General features: G+C 37.6%; 23 protein-coding genes, 1 pseudogene and 1 riboswitch. Of the genes and pseudogenes, 10 read left to right on the top strand and 14 right to left on the bottom strand.

The annotated features are described in order from the left end of the window. Positions 1–57 precede the first annotated feature (57 nt). Positions 58–1644, bottom strand: coding sequence for a phosphoenolpyruvate carboxykinase (ATP) (pckA, locus tag AB1284_RS19265; protein WP_429753411.1), 1587 nt, complete (start codon positions 1642–1644; stop codon positions 58–60). 218 nt (positions 1645–1862) lie between these two features. Next, positions 1863–1987: riboswitch (SAM riboswitch) on the top strand. Positions 1988–2154: 167 nt separating this feature from the next. On the opposite strand from pckA, the gene metK reads away from it, so the two are divergent. After that, positions 2155–3354 (top strand): methionine adenosyltransferase, encoded by a 1200-nt coding sequence (metK, locus tag AB1284_RS19260; RefSeq protein WP_336484167.1) that lies wholly within the window; start codon positions 2155–2157, stop codon positions 3352–3354. An 83-nt stretch (positions 3355–3437) separates the two neighbouring features. On the opposite strand, the gene AB1284_RS19255 is transcribed toward metK, so the two are convergent. From AB1284_RS19255 to AB1284_RS19245, 3 genes are read right to left on the bottom strand one after another with little or no spacing between them, the layout of a single operon-like run. Further along, positions 3438–3785, bottom strand: coding sequence for a DUF3139 domain-containing protein (locus AB1284_RS19255; RefSeq protein WP_429753412.1), 348 nt, complete (start codon positions 3783–3785; stop codon positions 3438–3440). A 20-nt stretch (positions 3786–3805) separates the two neighbouring features. Then, positions 3806–3991: a hypothetical protein gene (locus tag AB1284_RS19250; protein WP_336484165.1), complete on the bottom strand. Its 186-nt coding sequence runs from the start codon at positions 3989–3991 to the stop codon at positions 3806–3808. A gap of 2 nt (positions 3992–3993) precedes the next feature. Beyond that, on the bottom strand, positions 3994–4176 hold the full coding sequence (locus AB1284_RS19245) for a hypothetical protein (RefSeq protein ID WP_429753413.1): 183 nt from the start codon (positions 4174–4176) through the stop codon (positions 3994–3996). A gap of 158 nt (positions 4177–4334) precedes the next feature. Here AB1284_RS19245 and AB1284_RS19240 point away from each other — a divergent pair, with 158 nt between their 5' ends. The 4 genes from AB1284_RS19240 (at position 4335) to AB1284_RS19225 (ending at position 6708) form a co-directional block, all read left to right on the top strand. Then, on the top strand, positions 4335–4844 hold the full coding sequence (locus AB1284_RS19240) for a MogA/MoaB family molybdenum cofactor biosynthesis protein (RefSeq protein ID WP_429753414.1): 510 nt from the start codon (positions 4335–4337) through the stop codon (positions 4842–4844). After that, a complete protein-coding gene (gene mobA / locus AB1284_RS19235; RefSeq protein WP_429753415.1) occupies positions 4841–5431 on the top strand; it encodes a molybdenum cofactor guanylyltransferase in 591 nt (196 codons plus the stop codon). Before AB1284_RS19240 ends, mobA begins: the two co-directional genes overlap by 4 nt. Before the next feature lie 138 nt (positions 5432–5569). Continuing rightward, entirely contained in the window at positions 5570–6034 is a 465-nt protein-coding gene (locus AB1284_RS19230) for a hypothetical protein (protein WP_429753416.1), read from the top strand. Positions 6035–6063: 29 nt separating this feature from the next. After that, the gene (locus tag AB1284_RS19225; RefSeq protein ID WP_429753417.1) at positions 6064–6708 is read left to right on the top strand and encodes an NUDIX hydrolase; all 645 of its coding nucleotides are present in this window, start codon (positions 6064–6066) and stop codon (positions 6706–6708) included. Positions 6709–6824: 116 nt separating this feature from the next. Here the strand turns inward: AB1284_RS19225 and AB1284_RS19220 are convergent, their stop codons facing one another. The 5 genes from AB1284_RS19220 to AB1284_RS19200 form a co-directional block, all read right to left on the bottom strand. Continuing rightward, the gene (locus tag AB1284_RS19220) at positions 6825–7358 is read right to left on the bottom strand and encodes an N-acetyltransferase family protein (RefSeq protein WP_429753418.1); all 534 of its coding nucleotides are present in this window, start codon (positions 7356–7358) and stop codon (positions 6825–6827) included. Positions 7359–7643: 285 nt separating this feature from the next. Further along, positions 7644–8084: a hypothetical protein gene (locus tag AB1284_RS19215; RefSeq protein WP_429761858.1), complete on the bottom strand. Its 441-nt coding sequence runs from the start codon at positions 8082–8084 to the stop codon at positions 7644–7646. Positions 8085–8450: 366 nt separating this feature from the next. After that, the gene (locus tag AB1284_RS19210; RefSeq protein WP_429753419.1) at positions 8451–9596 is read right to left on the bottom strand and encodes a glycosyltransferase family 4 protein; all 1146 of its coding nucleotides are present in this window, start codon (positions 9594–9596) and stop codon (positions 8451–8453) included. A 167-nt stretch (positions 9597–9763) separates the two neighbouring features. After that, positions 9764–10306 carry a phosphatase PAP2 family protein gene (locus AB1284_RS19205; protein ID WP_429753420.1) on the bottom strand — a complete coding sequence of 181 codons (543 nt, stop codon included), beginning with the start codon at positions 10304–10306 and terminating at the stop codon, positions 9764–9766. A 142-nt stretch (positions 10307–10448) separates the two neighbouring features. Next, complete coding sequence (locus tag AB1284_RS19200) at positions 10449–10964, bottom strand: gamma carbonic anhydrase (RefSeq protein ID WP_429753421.1); 516 nt, start codon at positions 10962–10964, stop codon at positions 10449–10451. Between the two features lie 74 nt (positions 10965–11038). On the opposite strand from AB1284_RS19200, the gene AB1284_RS19195 reads away from it, so the two are divergent. Both AB1284_RS19195 and AB1284_RS19190 read left to right on the top strand, forming a co-directional pair. Continuing rightward, the gene (locus tag AB1284_RS19195) at positions 11039–11830 is read left to right on the top strand and encodes a lysophospholipase (protein ID WP_429753422.1); all 792 of its coding nucleotides are present in this window, start codon (positions 11039–11041) and stop codon (positions 11828–11830) included. A gap of 67 nt (positions 11831–11897) precedes the next feature. Further along, positions 11898–12959, top strand: a complete 1062-nt coding sequence (locus tag AB1284_RS19190; protein ID WP_429753423.1) for a tetraprenyl-beta-curcumene synthase family protein — start codon at positions 11898–11900, stop codon at positions 12957–12959. Positions 12960–13013: 54 nt separating this feature from the next. Here the strand turns inward: AB1284_RS19190 and AB1284_RS19185 are convergent, their stop codons facing one another. Both AB1284_RS19185 and AB1284_RS19180 read right to left on the bottom strand, forming a co-directional pair. Next, complete coding sequence (locus AB1284_RS19185; protein ID WP_429753424.1) at positions 13014–13586, bottom strand: class I SAM-dependent methyltransferase; 573 nt, start codon at positions 13584–13586, stop codon at positions 13014–13016. Next, positions 13583–14542 (bottom strand): TIGR01212 family radical SAM protein, encoded by a 960-nt coding sequence (locus tag AB1284_RS19180; protein ID WP_429753425.1) that lies wholly within the window; start codon positions 14540–14542, stop codon positions 13583–13585. The genes AB1284_RS19185 and AB1284_RS19180 overlap by 4 nt, the downstream gene beginning before the upstream one ends. Positions 14543–14647: 105 nt before the next feature. Between AB1284_RS19180 and AB1284_RS19175 the strand changes: the two genes are divergently transcribed. Beyond that, on the top strand, positions 14648–14911 hold the full coding sequence (locus tag AB1284_RS19175; RefSeq protein WP_429753426.1) for a YtzC family protein: 264 nt from the start codon (positions 14648–14650) through the stop codon (positions 14909–14911). Positions 14912–14928: 17 nt separating this feature from the next. Further along, positions 14929–15078, top strand: coding sequence for a glycogen biosynthesis protein GlgD (locus AB1284_RS19170; RefSeq protein WP_429753427.1), 150 nt, complete (start codon positions 14929–14931; stop codon positions 15076–15078). A gap of 240 nt (positions 15079–15318) precedes the next feature. Here the strand turns inward: AB1284_RS19170 and AB1284_RS19165 are convergent. After that, positions 15319–16220 (bottom strand): annotated as a pseudogene (locus AB1284_RS19165) (IS4 family transposase); the annotation flags it as partial. A gap of 74 nt (positions 16221–16294) precedes the next feature. Beyond that, complete coding sequence (locus AB1284_RS19160; protein WP_429751824.1) at positions 16295–16681, bottom strand: carboxymuconolactone decarboxylase family protein; 387 nt, start codon at positions 16679–16681, stop codon at positions 16295–16297. A 159-nt stretch (positions 16682–16840) separates the two neighbouring features. Between AB1284_RS19160 and AB1284_RS19155 the strand changes: the two genes are divergently transcribed. Continuing rightward, positions 16841–17215 (top strand): MerR family transcriptional regulator, encoded by a 375-nt coding sequence (locus tag AB1284_RS19155; protein WP_429754419.1) that lies wholly within the window; start codon positions 16841–16843, stop codon positions 17213–17215. Positions 17216–17391: 176 nt separating this feature from the next. Here AB1284_RS19155 and AB1284_RS19150 read toward each other — a convergent pair whose 3' ends face one another. After that, positions 17392–18300 (bottom strand): acyl-ACP desaturase, encoded by a 909-nt coding sequence (locus tag AB1284_RS19150; protein ID WP_429753428.1) that lies wholly within the window; start codon positions 18298–18300, stop codon positions 17392–17394. Positions 18301–18387 lie beyond the last annotated feature (87 nt).

Below are 18387 nucleotides of genomic sequence, written 5' to 3'. Positions count from 1 at the left end.
CTGCAATAACAACATGCTTATTCACATGATTTAGGATACTTCAAAGTAAAGTCGGGTTTAAGCGATTGGACCGCCAAGTTTTACAATTGTTTCAGAAACGTTATCAAATTGCTTGAAGTTTTCTTTGAACTTATTTGCAAGCTCAGTTGCTTTTACTTTGTAAGCTTCTTTATCAGCCCATGTTTGTTCTGGCATTAATACTTCATCAGGTACACCAGGAACATGAAGCGGTACTTCAAGACCAAAGATGTCATGTTTCACTGTTTCAGCGCGATCTAATTCGCCGTTTAATGCAGCTTGCACCATTGCGCGTGTATGACCTAAATTCATACGTTTTCCAACGCCGTATTCGCCGCCAGTCCAGCCAGTGTTCACTAAGAATACTTTCGCATCGTGCTTCTCGATTTTTTCTCCAAGCATTTCTGCATAGCGAGATGCATCAAGCGGTAAGAATGGAGAACCGAAGCATGTTGAGAATGTTACTTGCGGTGAAGTAATACCGCGCTCAGTTCCTGCTAATTTACTTGTAAAACCGCTTAAGAAATGGTACATAGCTTGCTCTTTCGTTAATTTGCTGATTGGAGGCAATACGCCAAATGCATCAGCAGTTAAGAAAATGATTGTATTTGGATGACCTGCGACGCTAGGTAATACGATGTTATCAATTGCATCAATTGGATAAGCTGCACGTGTATTTTCTGTTAAGGCAGTGTCATCATAATTTGCAATGCGTGTATGATCATCAAGCACCACGTTTTCTAAAACAGAGCCGAATTTAATCGCGTCAAAGATTTGTGGTTCTTTCTCGCGAGATAAGTTCACACATTTTGCATAGCAACCGCCTTCAATATTGAATACGCCGTTATCAGACCAACCATGCTCGTCATCACCGATTAATTTGCGGTTTGGATCAGCAGATAATGTTGTTTTACCTGTTCCAGATAAACCGAAGAATAAAGCAACATCGCCTTCTTCACCTACGTTTGCAGAGCAGTGCATAGAAAAAATATCTTGCTCTGGAAGTAAGTAGTTCATGATAGAGAAGATTGATTTTTTCATTTCACCAGCGTATTCTGTACCTCCGATTAACACGATACGCTTTTCAAATGAAACGATAATAAATGTTTCTGAGTTTGTGCCGTCGACTTCTGGATCTGCTTTAAAGTTTGGTGCAGATACAATTGTGAACTGTGCATCATGATTTTTTAATTCTTCCTCAGTTGGACGAATGAATAATTGATGTGCGAATAAGTTATGCCATGCATATTCATTAATAACTTGAAGAGGAAGACGGTAGCTGCGGTCTGCTCCTGCAAATCCTTTGAATACGAAAAGCTCTTCTTTGTCTTTTAAGTATTCTAATACTTTTGTATATAATTTATTAAAATGCTCTTCAGAAATCGGTTGGTTTACAGAACCCCAAGCGATTTTATCCGTAACAGATGCTTCGTCTACAATAAATTTATCTTTCGGAGAACGTCCTGTATATTTTCCTGTTGAAACAGAAACAGCGCCAGTAGAAGTTAATCTGCCTTCTTTTCTCATTAATACTTTTTCCGTTAATTGCGGAACGCTCAATTGAACCTGTGCATTGCTTCCGTTTAATAGTTCATGTAATCCAATTTGGACATTCACAGTACTCATATTTAGATACCATCCTTTGTTTAATTTATAAATATTCTCGTAATCCCCACCAAGAGTATAACACAATCATATAAATAATGTATACTATTTATTTATTTTTGTTTGTGTTATTATATTACTTTTTTCCATATATTTCAGCCCTAAAAAACTTATAGGAATATGTGTATTTGGATTGACAAATGAAAAGCATTTCTTTAGTATAGTTGAGGACGGATACTCTCTTATCCCGAGCTGGCGGAGGGACAGGCCCGATGAAGCCCGGCAACCTCACTTGTATGTACGACAAGTTCAAGTGAATAGGTGCTTAAACCTGTGCGAGGCTAATAGTCTCGAACGATAAGAGCGAAGGGCAAAAAGCAGTATGCAAGTAGCGAATACAACCTTTCCTCTATTAATTTAGGAAAGGTTTTTCTTTTGCGCTTGTGGGAGAATACATGAATGTCGCAGTTTGTGGCAAATTAAGGATGAGTTCCGTACAATATATACATTTACTGTAGGGAGGTTTACCACATGACAAAAAAACGTCATCTGTTCACATCTGAGTCTGTAACTGAAGGACACCCAGATAAAATTAGTGACCAAATTTCTGATTCAATTTTAGATGCAATCTTAGCAAAAGATGCAAACGCACGTGTAGCTTGTGAAACAACAGTAACAACTGGTTTAGTATTGGTAGCGGGGGAAATTACGACTTCTACTTATGTAGATATTCCAAAAATCGTTCGTGAAACAATTAAAGGAATTGGTTATACTCGTGCAAAATATGGTTTCGATTCAGAAACTTGTGCAGTTTTAACATCTATCGATGAGCAGTCTGCTGACATCGCAATGGGTGTTGACCAAGCGTTAGAAGCACGCGAAGGTCAAATGACTGACGAAGAGATCGAAGCAATCGGTGCGGGCGACCAAGGTTTAATGTTTGGTTTCGCATGTAATGAAACAAAAGAATTAATGCCGCTTCCAATCTCTCTTGCTCATAAATTAGCTCGTCGTTTAACGGAAGTACGTAAAGATGATACATTACCATACTTACGTCCAGACGGTAAAACACAAGTAACAGTTGAGTATGATGAAAACGGTAAACCAGTTCGTGTTGATACAATTGTAATTTCTACACAACATCATCCAGAGATCGCTTGGGAACAAATCGATCGCAACTTAAAAGAATTTGTAATTAAACCAGTTGTACCAGCTGAATTAATCGATGAAGATACAAAATTCTTCATTAACCCAACTGGCCGCTTCGTTATCGGTGGACCACAAGGGGATGCTGGTTTAACAGGTCGTAAAATTATCGTAGATACTTACGGTGGATACGCTCGTCACGGCGGCGGTGCATTCTCTGGTAAGGATGCAACAAAAGTTGACCGCTCTGCAGCATACGCAGCTCGTTACGTTGCGAAAAACATCGTAGCAGCAGGTCTTGCTGACAAAGCAGAAGTACAACTTGCATACGCAATCGGCGTAGCGAAACCAGTATCTATCTCTGTTGATACATTCGGCACTGGAAAAGTATCTGAAGAAGTATTAGTAGAACTAATCCGCAGCAACTTCGATCTTCGCCCAGCTGGTATCATCAAAATGTTAGACTTACGTCGCCCAATTTACAAACAAACAGCAGCATACGGCCATTTCGGACGTACTGATGTAGATCTTACTTGGGAACGTACAGACAAAGCTGAAGCTTTAAAAGAGCAAGCTGGTCTATAATATAGGAAGAAAAAAGCTTTGCGCGTGTGCGCAAAGCTTTTTTTATTTAAATCATACGGTGAGTAGCGTTGTAAACGAGAGTCCTAATACTCCCCAAAATGTTTATGTTTGTATGAATAAGTGTTAGGGTCTACTTTGTCATCAAGTAATGTTTGATGATAAGCAAGTACCCCTTTTCTATCCGTATCTCCAATTTTTTGATAGCGATACGTATACATAACATGTGGTTCATCCTTGTACGTAACATCGACCGTATATCTGAACTTAAAGTCGTACCGTACTTTAAAACTTTTAAAGTCATCTTTCTTGTCGCCTTGTGAGAGTAAATACGCTTCTACTTTATGGGCTATGTGATTTTTATAAAATGAAGTACCGCTCCAAAAACAAATGATTACAATTGTAATTATGAAAGCAATATTTCTTATTTTCATGCAATCACCTTTTTAGCATTTTAGTTGCTTTCCTGTTTTTCTACTTTCCCAACGCAAGAAGTGCAATACACTTCCCCGCCGAGTTCAATATATTTTTGAATGTTTGTCATACCGCTTGGCGGATATTGCATGTAAATCCAAGAACGCTCATGTACTGCAATTTCCTTCCCGCATGATGTACACGTAGTTGATTTTTTACCGAACATAGTTATTCCCCTTTACGATAACGAATTTTTCCGGCACAAAAGGCTGAACATAATAAAAAGAGCGTGCCAAATCCCCAGCCGCCAATTGCTGCATATGGTACAGCGTCTTTTAGTGCCATGCCAGCGCTAATAGAAGCGACGAATAGTAAAATAAATACCGTCGTTAACTTTCTCATTGTATCCATATGAATTTCCCCTCCTTAAAAACCTATATTTTTATTATAAGGTAAATTTTAGAAAAGAAGTGTTTTTTCGATAAAGAAGTGTGACAGGTCTCACATTTTTTTGCTGCCATATTATATATGATAAAATTTAGACAGCTTATCGATGAGGAGGAAAAAAAATGAGCGTTACAGAACATAAAAAACAAGCACCACTATCTGTTCGCTGTAAAATCATAACGATTTCAGATACACGAACAGAAGAAACAGATAAAAGCGGACAGTTATTAAAAGAGTTATTAATAGAAGCAAATCATCAAGTAACAGCTTATGAAATTGTAAAAGACGATAAAGAAAGCATTCAGCAAGCTGTGTTGGCGGGTTGCCAACAAGAAGATGTAGATGTTGTGTTAACAAATGGCGGCACTGGAATTACAAAACGTGATGTTACAATTGAAGCAGTAGAAGCATTGCTTGATAAGGAAATTGTAGGCTTTGGAGAACTATTTCGGATGATCAGTTATTTAGAAGATATCGGAAGCGCGGCGATGCTAAGCAGAGCAATTGGCGGAACAATTGGAAGGAAAGTTGTCTTTTCTATGCCAGGATCGACTGGTGCGGTTCGCCTTGCGATGAATAAATTGATTTTACCAGAGCTTGGACACATTACATTTGAGTTGCACCGCCAATGAAAATTACAGGAATTGTATTAGCCGGCGGAAAGTCCAGGCGTTTTGGCGAGCCAAAAGCATTAGCAATTTGGCAGGGAAAAACATTTATTGAACATAGTATAGAAGCATTGAAAGAAGTTGTAACAGACATTGTTGTAATTAGTCATCCACGCATTACAAATGAACTTTCGCACATATTGGATGCACCCGTTGTAGAAGATATTGAATTATACAAAGGAAACGGCCCGCTTGCCGGTATATTAACAGGCATGGAATTTGTAGATGCAGATTGGTACATCGTTGCACCGTGCGACACACCAAATGTTTCGAAAGAGTGGGCAATGGAATTAATAGAACGAGCGGATGAAACATATGAAGCAATTGTTCCGCTAGATGAAGGGCAGAAACAACCACTTTTAGCGCTATATCATAATAAGGTAAAAGAAAAAATAGAACAGTTATTAAAAGAAGAGCAGAGAAGCATGCAGGGGCTATTATCACAGTGTAGTGTTCAGTATGTGACAATAGAAGAAGCATTAGGTGTATTTCTAAATGTAAATACAAAGGAAGAATATAACCAATTACAGAAGCGGATGGGAAAGGAGTGAGAACTCCTTTCTTTTTTTTTTTGTAAGAAATTACCGAAAATTATCATTATTCTGGTAAAATAAGGAGGCAAAGTTCTTATTCGCATGCATATAAGGCTTTGTAACATAGACAGATTTTAAGGGAAGCGGAGGGGGGAAGTGGGTTTTCTATTAGTAAATTTATTAAAGCTAGTGTACTGTGCTGGCCTCATTCTTGTTTTGTTTTCTATTGGGAAAATTTTCGAAGTAATAGAAAGGTATGTTCGAAAAATATTTGGAAATCGTCTCTCTAAAAAGGCACTATACTTCATATTTGTGATGATGACAATGTGCTTTGAAGGAGCGAGTTTGTGGCTTTTATCGATTTTCTTCCACTTTGAACTTCTTACGACGTTATTTACAGGAGGCTTTTTATTGATAATCGTGACGTGGAATACACTCTATTTTCGAAATTCATTTCATAATCAAGCAAGAGCGGTAAGTCGTTTTGTGGGAGGAACAGATGAGCATACAGAATTTCGAGCAACGGAATTGTCAGTTCATCCGTTTGCGGTTGGAACATTTTTATTTGGAATCATTAGCATTGTAGGTTCGTTTCTCTACTATTTACCATACTTAGTATAGAAGGATACTGAAAATAAGGAGTATACATAATGGAAAGTGAATTACTGAAAATATTTGATAAACATAGAAATCCAGTAGGCGTTGCAACTCGTGAAGAAGTACATAAAATGGGGCATTGGCATGAGACGTTTCATTGCTGGTTCATAAGTAGAGAAGATGGAGTAGATTATATTCATTTTCAAATTCGCAGTCATACAAAAAAGGACTATCCGAATTTATTAGACATTACAGCTGCGGGCCATATATTGGCTCATGAAACCGTGTATGATGGAATACGCGAAGTGAAAGAAGAAGTGGGGATTGATGTCTCGTTTGATGAACTTATATCATTAGGCATTATCAATTATTGCGTTACAATAGAAGATTTTATTGATAAAGAATTAGCTCACGTTTTCTTATATGAAAATAAAAAAACAATGGACGAATATAAGCTGCAAATAGAAGAAGTATCAGGCGTTGTTAAGGCTGAATTGAATAGTTTTTCTAAACTTTGGTTTGGCGAAGTAGAGGGAATTATAGTGGAAGGCTTTGAAATGAATGAAGCTGGAGAAAAAGTTTTAATCCATAAAACCGTAGACAAACGTAACTTTGTGCCTCATAAGCATTCGTATTACGAAAGCATTATCACGTCGATGAGGGAGAACATGAAGTCGTTAGGGAGTACGAAAGCATAAAGCAAATGACCAAATAATTTTTGTATGGGTAGGAGGTTTTGGGTTAACCTCCTATCCATGTTTATCCCGCTATTGCGCAGGCAACCCCCACTGATGGAAGTTTCACTTATCCGCATTTAAAGCATCAAACCCATAATAAGGGTATTATAATACTGACCATTTATATACGTATCTTGTTGTAATAAACCTTCTTCTTTAAAGCCGACCTTCTTATAAAGTTCTATTGCTTTATCATTGTCTTCTCGAGTTACAAGATGTATTTTCTTAGTAGTTCCATTTAATCTTGCCCACTCGATAAGCTCTTCCATCAATATTCTACCTAAACCAAATCCGCAGTGCTCCTCTGCGATCACGATTCCTAGTGTTCCTACGTGTCTCGTTCTAGCTTTTGGACTAGAGGTGATGGAGGCGATACTTATAATTTCATCATCCATTGTTGCTAGTAAGATGATGGAACTATTATCTGTTCCAGTAGTTTCTATGAAGTTTTCATAATCGTGTAAAGACATACTGAACTCATTTTTCCCGAATGAAAGAAAATCAGTTTCTCCGCCGACTACATTATAAAAATCAATCATAGATTGAGCGTCTTTTTGTAAAGCCTCTCTTATAATGACTTCTTTTCCGTTTTTCAAACATATTGTTTGCATATTTATCAACTTCTTTCGGTTTAGTTATGTTCATCTTAATATTAATGTTTGAAATTGAATAGCTTAAATTTTTGAATTTAAAAAATGACAAAAAAAAGCGAAGAATGTTTATAATTCTTCGCTTTTTTATGACATACTAGGGTATATTGTATCTTGCATATATGAGAGAGTTCACTCATATCACATTATAACACTGAAAACTATTTATAAAATATGCAATATTGCATATTTTAAATATTGACAGTTTAAAATGGTCCTCTTCTTTTCAAATAGTTAGTCTGTTATTTACGAGACACACATAAAGTTTCTAATTTGTGCATATCGATAGCTTACTTTTCGGCGGCGTCCTGCTTGCCAAGTATATCCAGATACCCCGTTTTTTCTAACTTCAGTTGGATAAAACCAAAAATCCCTTCCAAAAGGTCCTTGCCCTCTTAAACCAATAAATCCCCACCTGCCTAAACAATTACACATCGCTGATCGTATTTGAATCGTTTGTATAGGAGAGGAAAATGCTGCTGGTGCTGCTGGTTGTTGTGCCGGTGGTGGTGATGTTGGAGCATCTTCAGCATCGTCGGGACGATAGACGTCATCGTCGATCTCCCTTGTTTCCTCGAATGGTTGATAACTTGGCTGTTGATAACCTGGCTGTTGATAATTTGGTTGTTGATAACCTGGCTGTTGATTATAATTTACATGCGGAAAGTACATTGGCTGATTATTCATGAAAAAATCACCTCATTTTTTTTATGCGCACTTGAAATATGAATATGTTGTGTGATTCTTATATGAAGCTTATTTATGGCCCAAATTACTTTCAGCAGTACGAATTATATGAACAAGTTGGATCGAAGGCATTATCTTTTACTTGTAAAGAAACAATTATAAAGTTTGATGGATAGTAAAATAGGGAATCTCATTTTATACTAATGGTGTGCCGTCCCTTCTAAGGGACAGCGCACGGCTGGTGATTGGCTAATGGTAATAATAGATTTTTTGAGATAAAGTTATATAAAAACACAAGATAAAGAGAGGTCATACTACGAAGTAGGACCTCTCTTCCTATATTTTGTACAATATAGAAGTTTCACTTTATGCCAGCATTTCCGCTTTTCGATTTTGAATGACATCTTCATAATGCATCACGAGGTCACTGAAAATTTCATCCCAGCTTTGTGTTAAAGCATAGTTTCTACCTTGTTGCCCCATGTATTCACGTTGCTCTTTCTGATCAAGTAATGTGTAAATAGAAGATAAAAAAGAGTCCGTTTGTTTCGGCTTACAAAGAAAACCTGTTGTTCCATGCGTAATAATGTTTTTTACACCGCCTGCATTTGCGCCGATAACGGGTGTGCCGCATGCCAGTGATTCTAAGACGACATTTCCGAATGTTTCTGTTGAAGAAGGAAATACCATAACATCTGAACAAGAATATGCTTCAGCTAACGCTTCTCCTTTTAAATATCCAGTAAATGTTACATTTTCTGTAATTGTTTCTTTTACTTTGCCAGCGAGAGGGCCATCTCCGATAATTAGCCAATGAACATCATTTTTTCGTTCTTTCGTTGTTTTGTGGATTAATGCCAGCAATGTTTCAATATCTTTTTCAGGAGCTAAACGTCCAACGTAAGAGAGGATATATGGCGATGTAATGTTATATTTTTTTCGAAATACGTCCTGATTATAATGAGGATGGAATAGATTGCAATCTACTCCGCGGCTCCATAAGTATAAGTCTTGGAAGCCTTTTTTTTGCAGTTGTTGCATCGTTTCGAGAGAAGGTACGAATGTTTTTTGCAGGGCGCCATGAAACCATTTTAAATAGTTCCACAGCATATTGGAGAAGAATTCAATTTTATAATATTGCAAATACGCATCGAAATCTGTGTGATAGGAACCGACAAGAGGTATGTTTAGTTTTTTGGCGTAATACGTGCCGCAAAGCCCCATATTAAACGGTGTTGCGACATGGATAAGATCTGGTTGAAATTGAAATAGCTCTTTTTTGATGAAACGTGGATTTGGAAATGCGAATCGGCACTCTGGATACAGTAGTTTAAGTGGAATACTTTTTATTTTATTGACGTTGGTAACAAAGTTATCTTCGGCTGTATGCTGCGGCGCAAACACAGAGTAAGAGATATTTTGCTTTTGCAAATACTGTGTCAAGCGATCGAGTGTTTTCGCAACGCCGTTCACTTGCGGTGTAAACGTATCTGTAAAGATGGCAATTTTCATCAAATTCCCTCCTTCTTCTATCCCGCCATTAATGGGTAGTGATACCTCCACCTCAAAGTGCAAAGAAAATAAAGAAATCAGGTGGGGAATAACTGCCCCTAAGAGCTTGATTAGTGAGAGCTTTCCATCAGTGAGGATGAGCTCTCACCGCCGATGGAAGTTTCACCTTATATGAAAAGTGGAATGAATTGATAATAAGAAATAATGCCGGATATTGTTCCGAGGCACATGCCAACAAGTACATCAGATAGATAGTGCAAGCCGAGATAAATACGCGAAATTCCTACGCTAATTGCTAGTGGAAGCAGCAAGAATGTCATACTTGGTTCATATAATAAAAAAGGAGTAATAACAGAAAAGATAGCAGTCGTGTGTCCTGATGGAAAAGAATGATCTACTAATGGATTTGTTGGATGCTTTGCATTAAGAATTGTTAAATAAGGACGTTTTCTTGGATAAAACTTTTTTAGAATTTGCACGGGTATATGGCTAATCGCAAGGGAAATAGCACTTGCAATTGATGCATTGTGTAAAGAACCGGTTGTGAAAAAAAATAAGAATAGAGCGAGAGAAATTGTAAAGGTAGCACCGCATATATGTGTAATGGTGCAAAAAAAGATGTTTAATGTTTTGCGCTCAAAATAGCGATTAATTCCTTTGAAGATGTAGCACTCTATTTTATATAAGGAGCTGATGGATCTAGTTTTCATCAAAATTCTCCTCCTCACTACATATATATTTGAAGATTTATTTTTATTTTAATAAGATTTTATTGAGGGAATACTAAGATTTTGTAAAGAAAAGGTAGAGATTTGCAAAGAAAAAGCTGCCTGTATAGTGGCAGCTAAAAAATCACTTTGTTTGTAAACTTTTATAATATTGTCCTTTTTCAACATATTGACGACGAATGCGAGCCATATCTTCAAGGTCTTCATCTGTTAACTCACGAATAACTTTGGCAGGGCGACCGAATGCAAGTGTATTTGGCGGGATTTTCTTTCCTTGTGGTACTAAACTGCCGGCACCAATAAATGCACCTTCACCAATTTCAGCTCCATCTAAAATAATGGACCCCATGCCGATTAACGCATCTTTTTTCACTGTACAGCTATGTAAAATAACTTGATGTCCAATTGATACATCATCTTCTAAAATAAGCGGGTATGCTGGGCTTTGATGAAGTGTACATTGATCTTGTACATTGACCCGGTCACCGATAATGGTTGGAGAAACATCTCCGCGAATGACAGTGTTAAACCAAATGCTTGATTCTTCACCAATTATGACATCGCCTGTAATTGTGACATAGTCAGCGATAAATGCGCTATTAGCGATTTTTGGGTTTTTGTCTTTATAAGGATAAATCATATAAGTAATCTTCCTCTCCTAGAAACTACTATTAGTGTAGCAAATTATGAAAGAGAGTGAAACGGAGGAGTTTTATGTGGAATTATGAAGCAGAAGAGGCGAAAGCTGTTATAGTTATAGTACACGGTGCGATGGAGCATCATGGTCGTTACGAGGCACTTGCAGAAATGTGGCGGTATATTGGTTTTCATGTGGTAATGGGTGATTTACCAGCGCACGGAACAACTTCAAGAAATAGAGGACATATTACTTCATTTGATGAATACATAGAAGAAGTAAAGGCATGGATCAAAGAAGCGAGAAAATATTACTTGCCTATTTTCCTATATGGACATAGTATGGGAGGCTTAACGGTCATTCGTGTGCTGCAAGAAACGAAAATGGATGTGCAAGCAGTCATTTTAACTTCACCGTGTTTAGGGGTTGTATTAAAGCCTAAAGTACCGCTTCAGGCCGTTGTAAAAGTACTGAATGTTGTTGCGCCGAAAATGCAGTTTCAGTCGAATATTACAGTTGAAATGGCAACGCGCAATCATGAAGTTCGTGATGCGATGGAAAATGATTCATTGTTCTTGCGTAAAGTATCAGTTCGTTGGTATAGTGAGTTAATTAAAGCTGTAGAAGTCGCTCATGAAAAACGCGATGAATTTCCAGATGTACCACTCTTGCTAATGCAGGCGTGTGAGGATAAACTTGTAGATAAAACACGTGTCCGCAAATGGTTTGATAATCTGAAAATTAGTGATAAAGCATACAAGGAATGGCCGAATTGTTATCATGAGCTATTTAATGAGTATGAAAAAGATGACGTTTTCGCATATGCAAAATCATTTGTAGAAACACATTTAATTCAGAAAGAAAAATGAACAGATGAAATTTGTAATACATTTTGAACATGCTTAACCATATTCATTAGAGGAGATGAAGAAAGAAGTGACAGTACCAAGTAACCCCATAACGCTCATGGCGAAAGTATACCGAGATGTGTTTCCGGTCGTACACCATGAGCTCGCAAAGTGGAAAGAACGCGCCTATCATATTCCGAATGATGAACTTCATAATCAAGCATTAGCGAGTATTGAGCATAAAACGTTTCACTGTGAGGGTGGCGGAATTTTAGCACTGCTTGCCCATGAACATCGTGAAGAATGTATTCGATTTATTGTAGCGTATCAAACGATTAGTGATTACTTGGATAATTTATGTGACCGCAGTACATCGCTTGATCCGAATGATTTTGCGGCGCTTCATGAATCGATGCTTGCGGCGTTAACGCCAGGAAGTGAAGGAAGCAATTATTATCGTTACCGTGATGATCAAGATGATGGCGGTTATTTAGATGAACTGGTAGAAACGTGCCAGGACGTGCTTGCAAAAACGAAGCATTATAACAAGATTGCACCAATTCTTCATGAGCTTGCTTGTTATTATTGTGATTTGCAAATTCATAAACATGTAAAACTAGAAGAGAGAGAAGAGCGTTTAAAAACGTGGTTTGCAGCGCATCGTGAAAAAGTCCCGCCAATGAGCTGGTTTGAATTTTCCGCATGCGCAGGTTCAACGCTCGGTATTTTCTGTCTTGTCGCGTATGCGTTCCACGATGAATTAGCAGATGAAGATATTATGAAAATTAAGCAAGGCTATTTTCCGTATGTACAAGGATTACATATTTTACTTGATTATTTCATTGACCAAGAAGAAGACCGTATTGGCGGAGATTTAAATTTTTGTAGTTATTATGAAAATAAAGAAGCAACTCTTGAGAGATTGAAACATTTTGTGATAGAAGCGGAAAAAAGTTTGGAACAAATCCCGCATATGAAGTTTCACCGCCTCATCAGTCGCGGACTACTAGGTATATATTTATCAGACCAAAAAGTGTCGCAGCAAAAAGAAATGCAGCAGATGGCGCGGCGCATTGTAAAATATGGAGGTCTTACTTCGCGCTTTTTCTATTGGAATGGGAAGATGTATCGAAAGAAAATAGCGCAGTGATGCAAAAAGCCGCTCTTTATACTGTTGTATAAAGAGTGGCTTTTATACTTCTATTTACCGCTTTTCAATTGCAATAATAAACGGCGGGTTATTTTGTTGATTCATAAATTCGTACTTCAGTACATGCGCTTCTTTTTGATCGAGCTCCCCAGCAAATTTTACAACAGCATCGCGTTCGACTTGTCCTTCTGGATGTCCATGATAAATAACGAGAACGATGATGCCTTCAGGTGCCATTACTTCTAATAGTTGCTGTATGGCAGAAAGAGTTGAGTTCGGTTTTGTAACGATGCTTTTGTCACCGCCAGGAAGGTAGCCTAAGTTGAAGATAGCTCCTGTTACTTTTCCTTTTGCATTTTCCGGTAATACAGCTGTTAATGTATCGTGGCTATCATGAACAAGAACGGCACGCTTTGTTAGTCCTTGTTCTTGTAGTCGCGCGCTAGAATTTGTGATTGCTTCTGCTTGAATGTCAAAGCCGAATACTTTTCCATTCTCTCCAACAAGCTTAGCCAAAAAACAAGCGTCATGACCGTTGCCAAGTGTCGCATCAACGGCATAATCTCCTTCTTTCACAGCTCGCTCTAGCAGTGTGCGAGCAAAGGGTAAAATGCGTTCTAACTTCATACTTCCTTCACCTCATTTGCATATTTGCCTTGCCAACTGCCGCGGCGTACAAATTCAGCATCAATTGCATTTAATACTTCCCATTTATTTAAGCTCCACATTGGACCGATCATTAAATTTGGCGGACCGTCACCTGTGATGCGGTGCACAATGACATCTGATGGAATGATTTCAAGCTGATCAACAACAAGGTTTACGTAATCCTCAAGAGAAAGGAATTCTAATTGTCCTTTTTCATATTGCTTTACCATCGGCGTGCCTTTTAATAAATGAAGCAAATGAATTTTAATTCCTTGAATATCAAGCTTTGCGACTTCGCGCGCTGTTTCCATCATCATGTCGTAGTCCTCAAGCGGAAGACCGTTAATGATATGTGAACATACGTTAATGTTATGCTTACGAAGTTTATTTACACCTTCAACATAAGATGGATAATCATGAGCACGGTTAATAAGAAGTGCTGTACGTTCATGCACTGTTTGTAAGCCAAGCTCTACCCAAAGGTACGTACGTTTATTTAAGTCAGCTAAATATTCGACAACATCGTCTGGTAAGCAGTCTGGCCGAGTTGCGATTGATAAACCGACAACACCTTCTTCTTTTAAGAGAGGTTCAAATTTTTCTTTTAATACCTCAACGGGAGCATGTGTATTCGTATAAGCTTGGAAATACGCAATACATTTGCCATCTTTCCATTTTGTATGCATTTTCTCTTTCATTTCATGATATTGCGTAACAACATCATCACGGCGATCACCGGCAAAATCACCAGAACCAGCCGCACTGCAAAATGTACAGCCACCGTATGCGACTGTGCCGTCGCGGTTTGGACAATCAAAACCTGCATCTAGAGAAACTTTAAAGATTTTCTCGCCAAAATGTCCGCGCAGATGATAGTTCCATGTATGATAACGTTTATTGTCATTTGAATATGGGAAAGGATTTTGGACTTTCATATTATTCCTCCTCAATGATATGAGCAAAAATCATTATAACATACTCATAAGGTTCAGATGGAAGGGATAGACTAATGGAGAAATGAAAGGCAAGGAGGAAACATGATGGCAGAGCGTCACGCAATTGAACAATGCATCAATGAAGCAGAACAAGCGATGGAATACGCAAAACAACAGCTAGAAATAGGCATGAGACAAGAACATTACAATAAGATGGATTATTCAGATGCACAGCTACAATTGGAAAAAGCTTATACAGAAATCGAAACAATGGAGCACTTTGCAACTGCTGAGCAGCGTGATCAGTTATATCGTGCACGTCTTGCAGTGCAACAGCTGCGGCATCAAATGATCACTACACCGCACTAATAAGGAGTGAAAGATAAATGGCAAAACGTTCTGATCAAAATAACCCAGAGCAAAAAACGCAAAACGGGCAGAATGCCGAGTTTTCAAATGAATTAGATCCAGTGGTACAAGCAAAGCAAAGAAATCGTAAAAAAGGGCAACCACAAAAATCAAAGCAATCAGAGTAAACCAGGTCGAAATATGACCTGGTTTTATTTTTTATCCCGCTATTTTAGGGGGGCAATGCACCTTGTATTGTGTCAGTCTTTCTTGTTTACTCCCAATGAATTAAAAAAATAAAAACTTTGTGTCGGGACCCCACATCCATCAACTTAAGAGATTTTAATACCCCAAAAACGGAAATTTTGTGTGTTTTTCTCTTTTTTATTGTTTTGGGATAACTAGCTCTTTTAGCTTGATAGGCATGGGGCTTGGTTTTTCCACCGTCTTTTGGTTTGTTCTTCTGTAAGTCGGTGGATAATTAACCTAGCCGGCAACTTTTGATACTGGCCTATGTAAACATCAGAAATTTCATTGGTTTGTCTTGATTTTAATTGATGCATAAGTTCTTCCATATCTATTTGAATATACTCAGTTTGTTTTTTAACTGTACCATTTTTAAAATATTCGGGTTCAGGATTCTTCCGATAAATTCGAGTGTTTAATTTTAAGCGGGAAATATAAAAGGCTCCTATCGCATCCATTTGATGGACATCCTTCAGGTCGAAGTAACCTAAATCACGTATACATAAATGATTTGGTTTTACCGTTTGTAAACACGTGGAATCATAGGTTCGATCATTTTGTTTACCAGGCCCTAAATGAATATGTAGGAATTGTCCACTTAGAAGATCGTATTCTAATTGAATCTTTACGCCAGCTGTATGGCTACTTCCTCCAGATTCTTGATAAGCTAAAGCGAATATATCTGGAAGTTGAAAGGTCGTAGAATCCAAGATTCGTATACGTTGAAACCGATTAGCATAGCGATGAAGAAAGCACTGAGGAGCAAATAGCTTTTGGGTAAGCAAGGAAGAGAATATATGTTGAAGGAGCTTGACAGCTGAAGGATTAAATCGTTGATTGAGTCCCTCAGGGGTCATCAAAACCCCTGTCGAAGACTCTAAATTACTACATAATTGTGTTAATGAAGTACTCGCGACTTTTTGACTTAGCCATACACACAGAGCTACTAATTCTTGAGCACGATATTTACTAGTCCGTTTCACAAACCCAACCTCTCTCGCAACTTCTTGAAGAGCTAGAGGAGATAAACAGTGTTGTAGTTCTTTGGAAAAGAGGTTAATTCATCTGAAATTGAAAGATTCATAAAAAAGCACCATCCTTTCCTATTATAAAAAAATAAGGTAATTGATTCGACTGAGCTTATTCATTAATAGTATCTTATCCTAAGTTCAGCTTACGTTCTTCAAAAATTTGTTTTGCCACAAAGATTGCATTAAGGACTCGTGGAAAGCCCGTATAAGGGATGCAGTGCATAATTGCTTCTACTATCTCATCTGCTGAGAGACCAACATTAAGTGCCGCATTAATATGGACATTAAGTTGTGGTTCACAGCCACCCTGTGTAGTTAATGATGCGATTGTAACCAATTGACGTTGTTTGAGGTCTAATCCTTCTCGAGGATAGATATCACCAAAAGCGAATTCAACAACATATTTACCGAGATCAGGAGCAATATCTTTTAGTGAATCTATAACACGTTGTCCACCTTCTCCATCTACTTCCATTAGTTTTTGCCAGCCACGCTGATAACGTTCATTATCCATTGCATTTGCCTCCTAAGAATTTATCAATTTTAATTTTTTAATCATTTAGTACGTCTATGTTGCGTAGTATCAATTGATTAAAAAGTAACTCTTGATTAAACGTTACACCCTCGAGTGCACTCTAAAGCAACCCCTTTTCTTGGTGTTATAATGAATTTTATGGAAAATATATTTACTATTAAACAAATTTCAAAAATAACAGGATTTACTGTGCACACCTTGCGTTACTACGAAAAAATTGGATTACTTAATGAGGTGAGCCGAGATATCAATGGTTATCGTCAATATTCGGAAGCTGATATTTCTTGGATCAATTTCTTAATCCGTTTAAGAGTAACAGGAATGTCAGTCACAGACATGAAACTTTTTTCTGATTTACGAAGTCAAGGTGAACCTACAATAAGCGCTAGACGAGAATTGTTAGAAATACATCAAAATAAAGTCCTTAAAGAAATTAAAGAGTTGAAGGATAACTTGATGAAAATTGAAGAAAAAATTGATTACTATAAGAGAATGGAGGAACATAGGGAATAACCATTTTACATTATCATTTATGTCAAAAGTTTAGGAAAGTACCTATTGAAAAAACGCCATTCTTTCGAAAGAATGGCGTTTTTTTGTTTTAGGGGTATTAATTTTTTCTTAGCTTGATGGGCATGGGGAGCTACCAATATCTTAAGTTGATGGATGTGTATGGTGACCCCTACTAATTAACGTAGATCAGTTTTCCCTTGAAAACGACCAAATCGATCCCGTATTTTTTTCAATCTTGTGTGGTACTCCAAAATCTTAATTCTTGCTTTTTCAGCTAGAGGTGCAATTGGTCGTAAATCTTTTAACCCCCAATAATCAACTACTACATCAAGTACTTGATCAAAATATTGTAGTGGCCCATAGTTAGCTTCTTTTGCAATCACAGCCATTCTATTTTCAAAATCAGGCATGACTGCACCTGGCATTTTAAAATTCATAATCACATTGGCAATATGATAACAATAATTAGGTTCCAATTCCAAATGTGTTCGAATCACGTCTCGATAAAACGCATAATGAAGGGTTTCATCTTTTGCAAGACGGCGTAATAATGTAGCAAGATCTGGATCATGCTTACTTGCAAACTTAGCTACATTATTGTAAAACACCATCGTTGCAAGTTCTTGTAGCGTCGTATACGTCATGGCTTCGATTGGCGTGTGAAAATCAGGCTCAAATCCACCTTCAACGACTGACTTTCTTAATTCGTGTAATCGTTTAGGGTTCACGCTTCGAGTAAGTAGTAAATATGTCTCCAGCAAATTCGAATGTTGATCCTCTTCTGAAGTCCAAGTATGAATAAAGTCCGTAATAACAGAAAGGGACCCTTTAAAAGTTGCAGATAAATACGTTGTAAACCATGGTAAATTCACTTCTGTTAATAAAGCTGTTTCAATGGCCGTAATTACACCAGAAGGAAGGGCAACCTGACTTTCATCCCAAGGAACTTTTTTAAAGTCCATCCCCTTATCCCATGGTAAAAACTCATGATAACCCCAATCTATCTTCTGTGCTCTTATTTTATGTTGTTCATACAGTTCTTTTAAGCGTGGTTCTAATCGGAAATCTAAATCATTTGTTAGCATATGTAAGTGCCTCCTTTTCTTATCATAGATAGTCATTCTATAATTACATTCGTTTTTATCTTTTAAAATTTCTTTAAATAGATATTA

The organism is Bacillus sp. S2(2024), from assembly GCF_050474045.1.
In the GTDB taxonomy this organism is placed as follows: domain Bacteria; phylum Bacillota; class Bacilli; order Bacillales; family Bacillaceae_G; genus Bacillus_A; species Bacillus_A yunxiaonensis.
The sequence above is the reverse complement of the archived record's forward strand: the minus strand, read 5'-3'. Positions and strand labels throughout refer to the sequence as shown.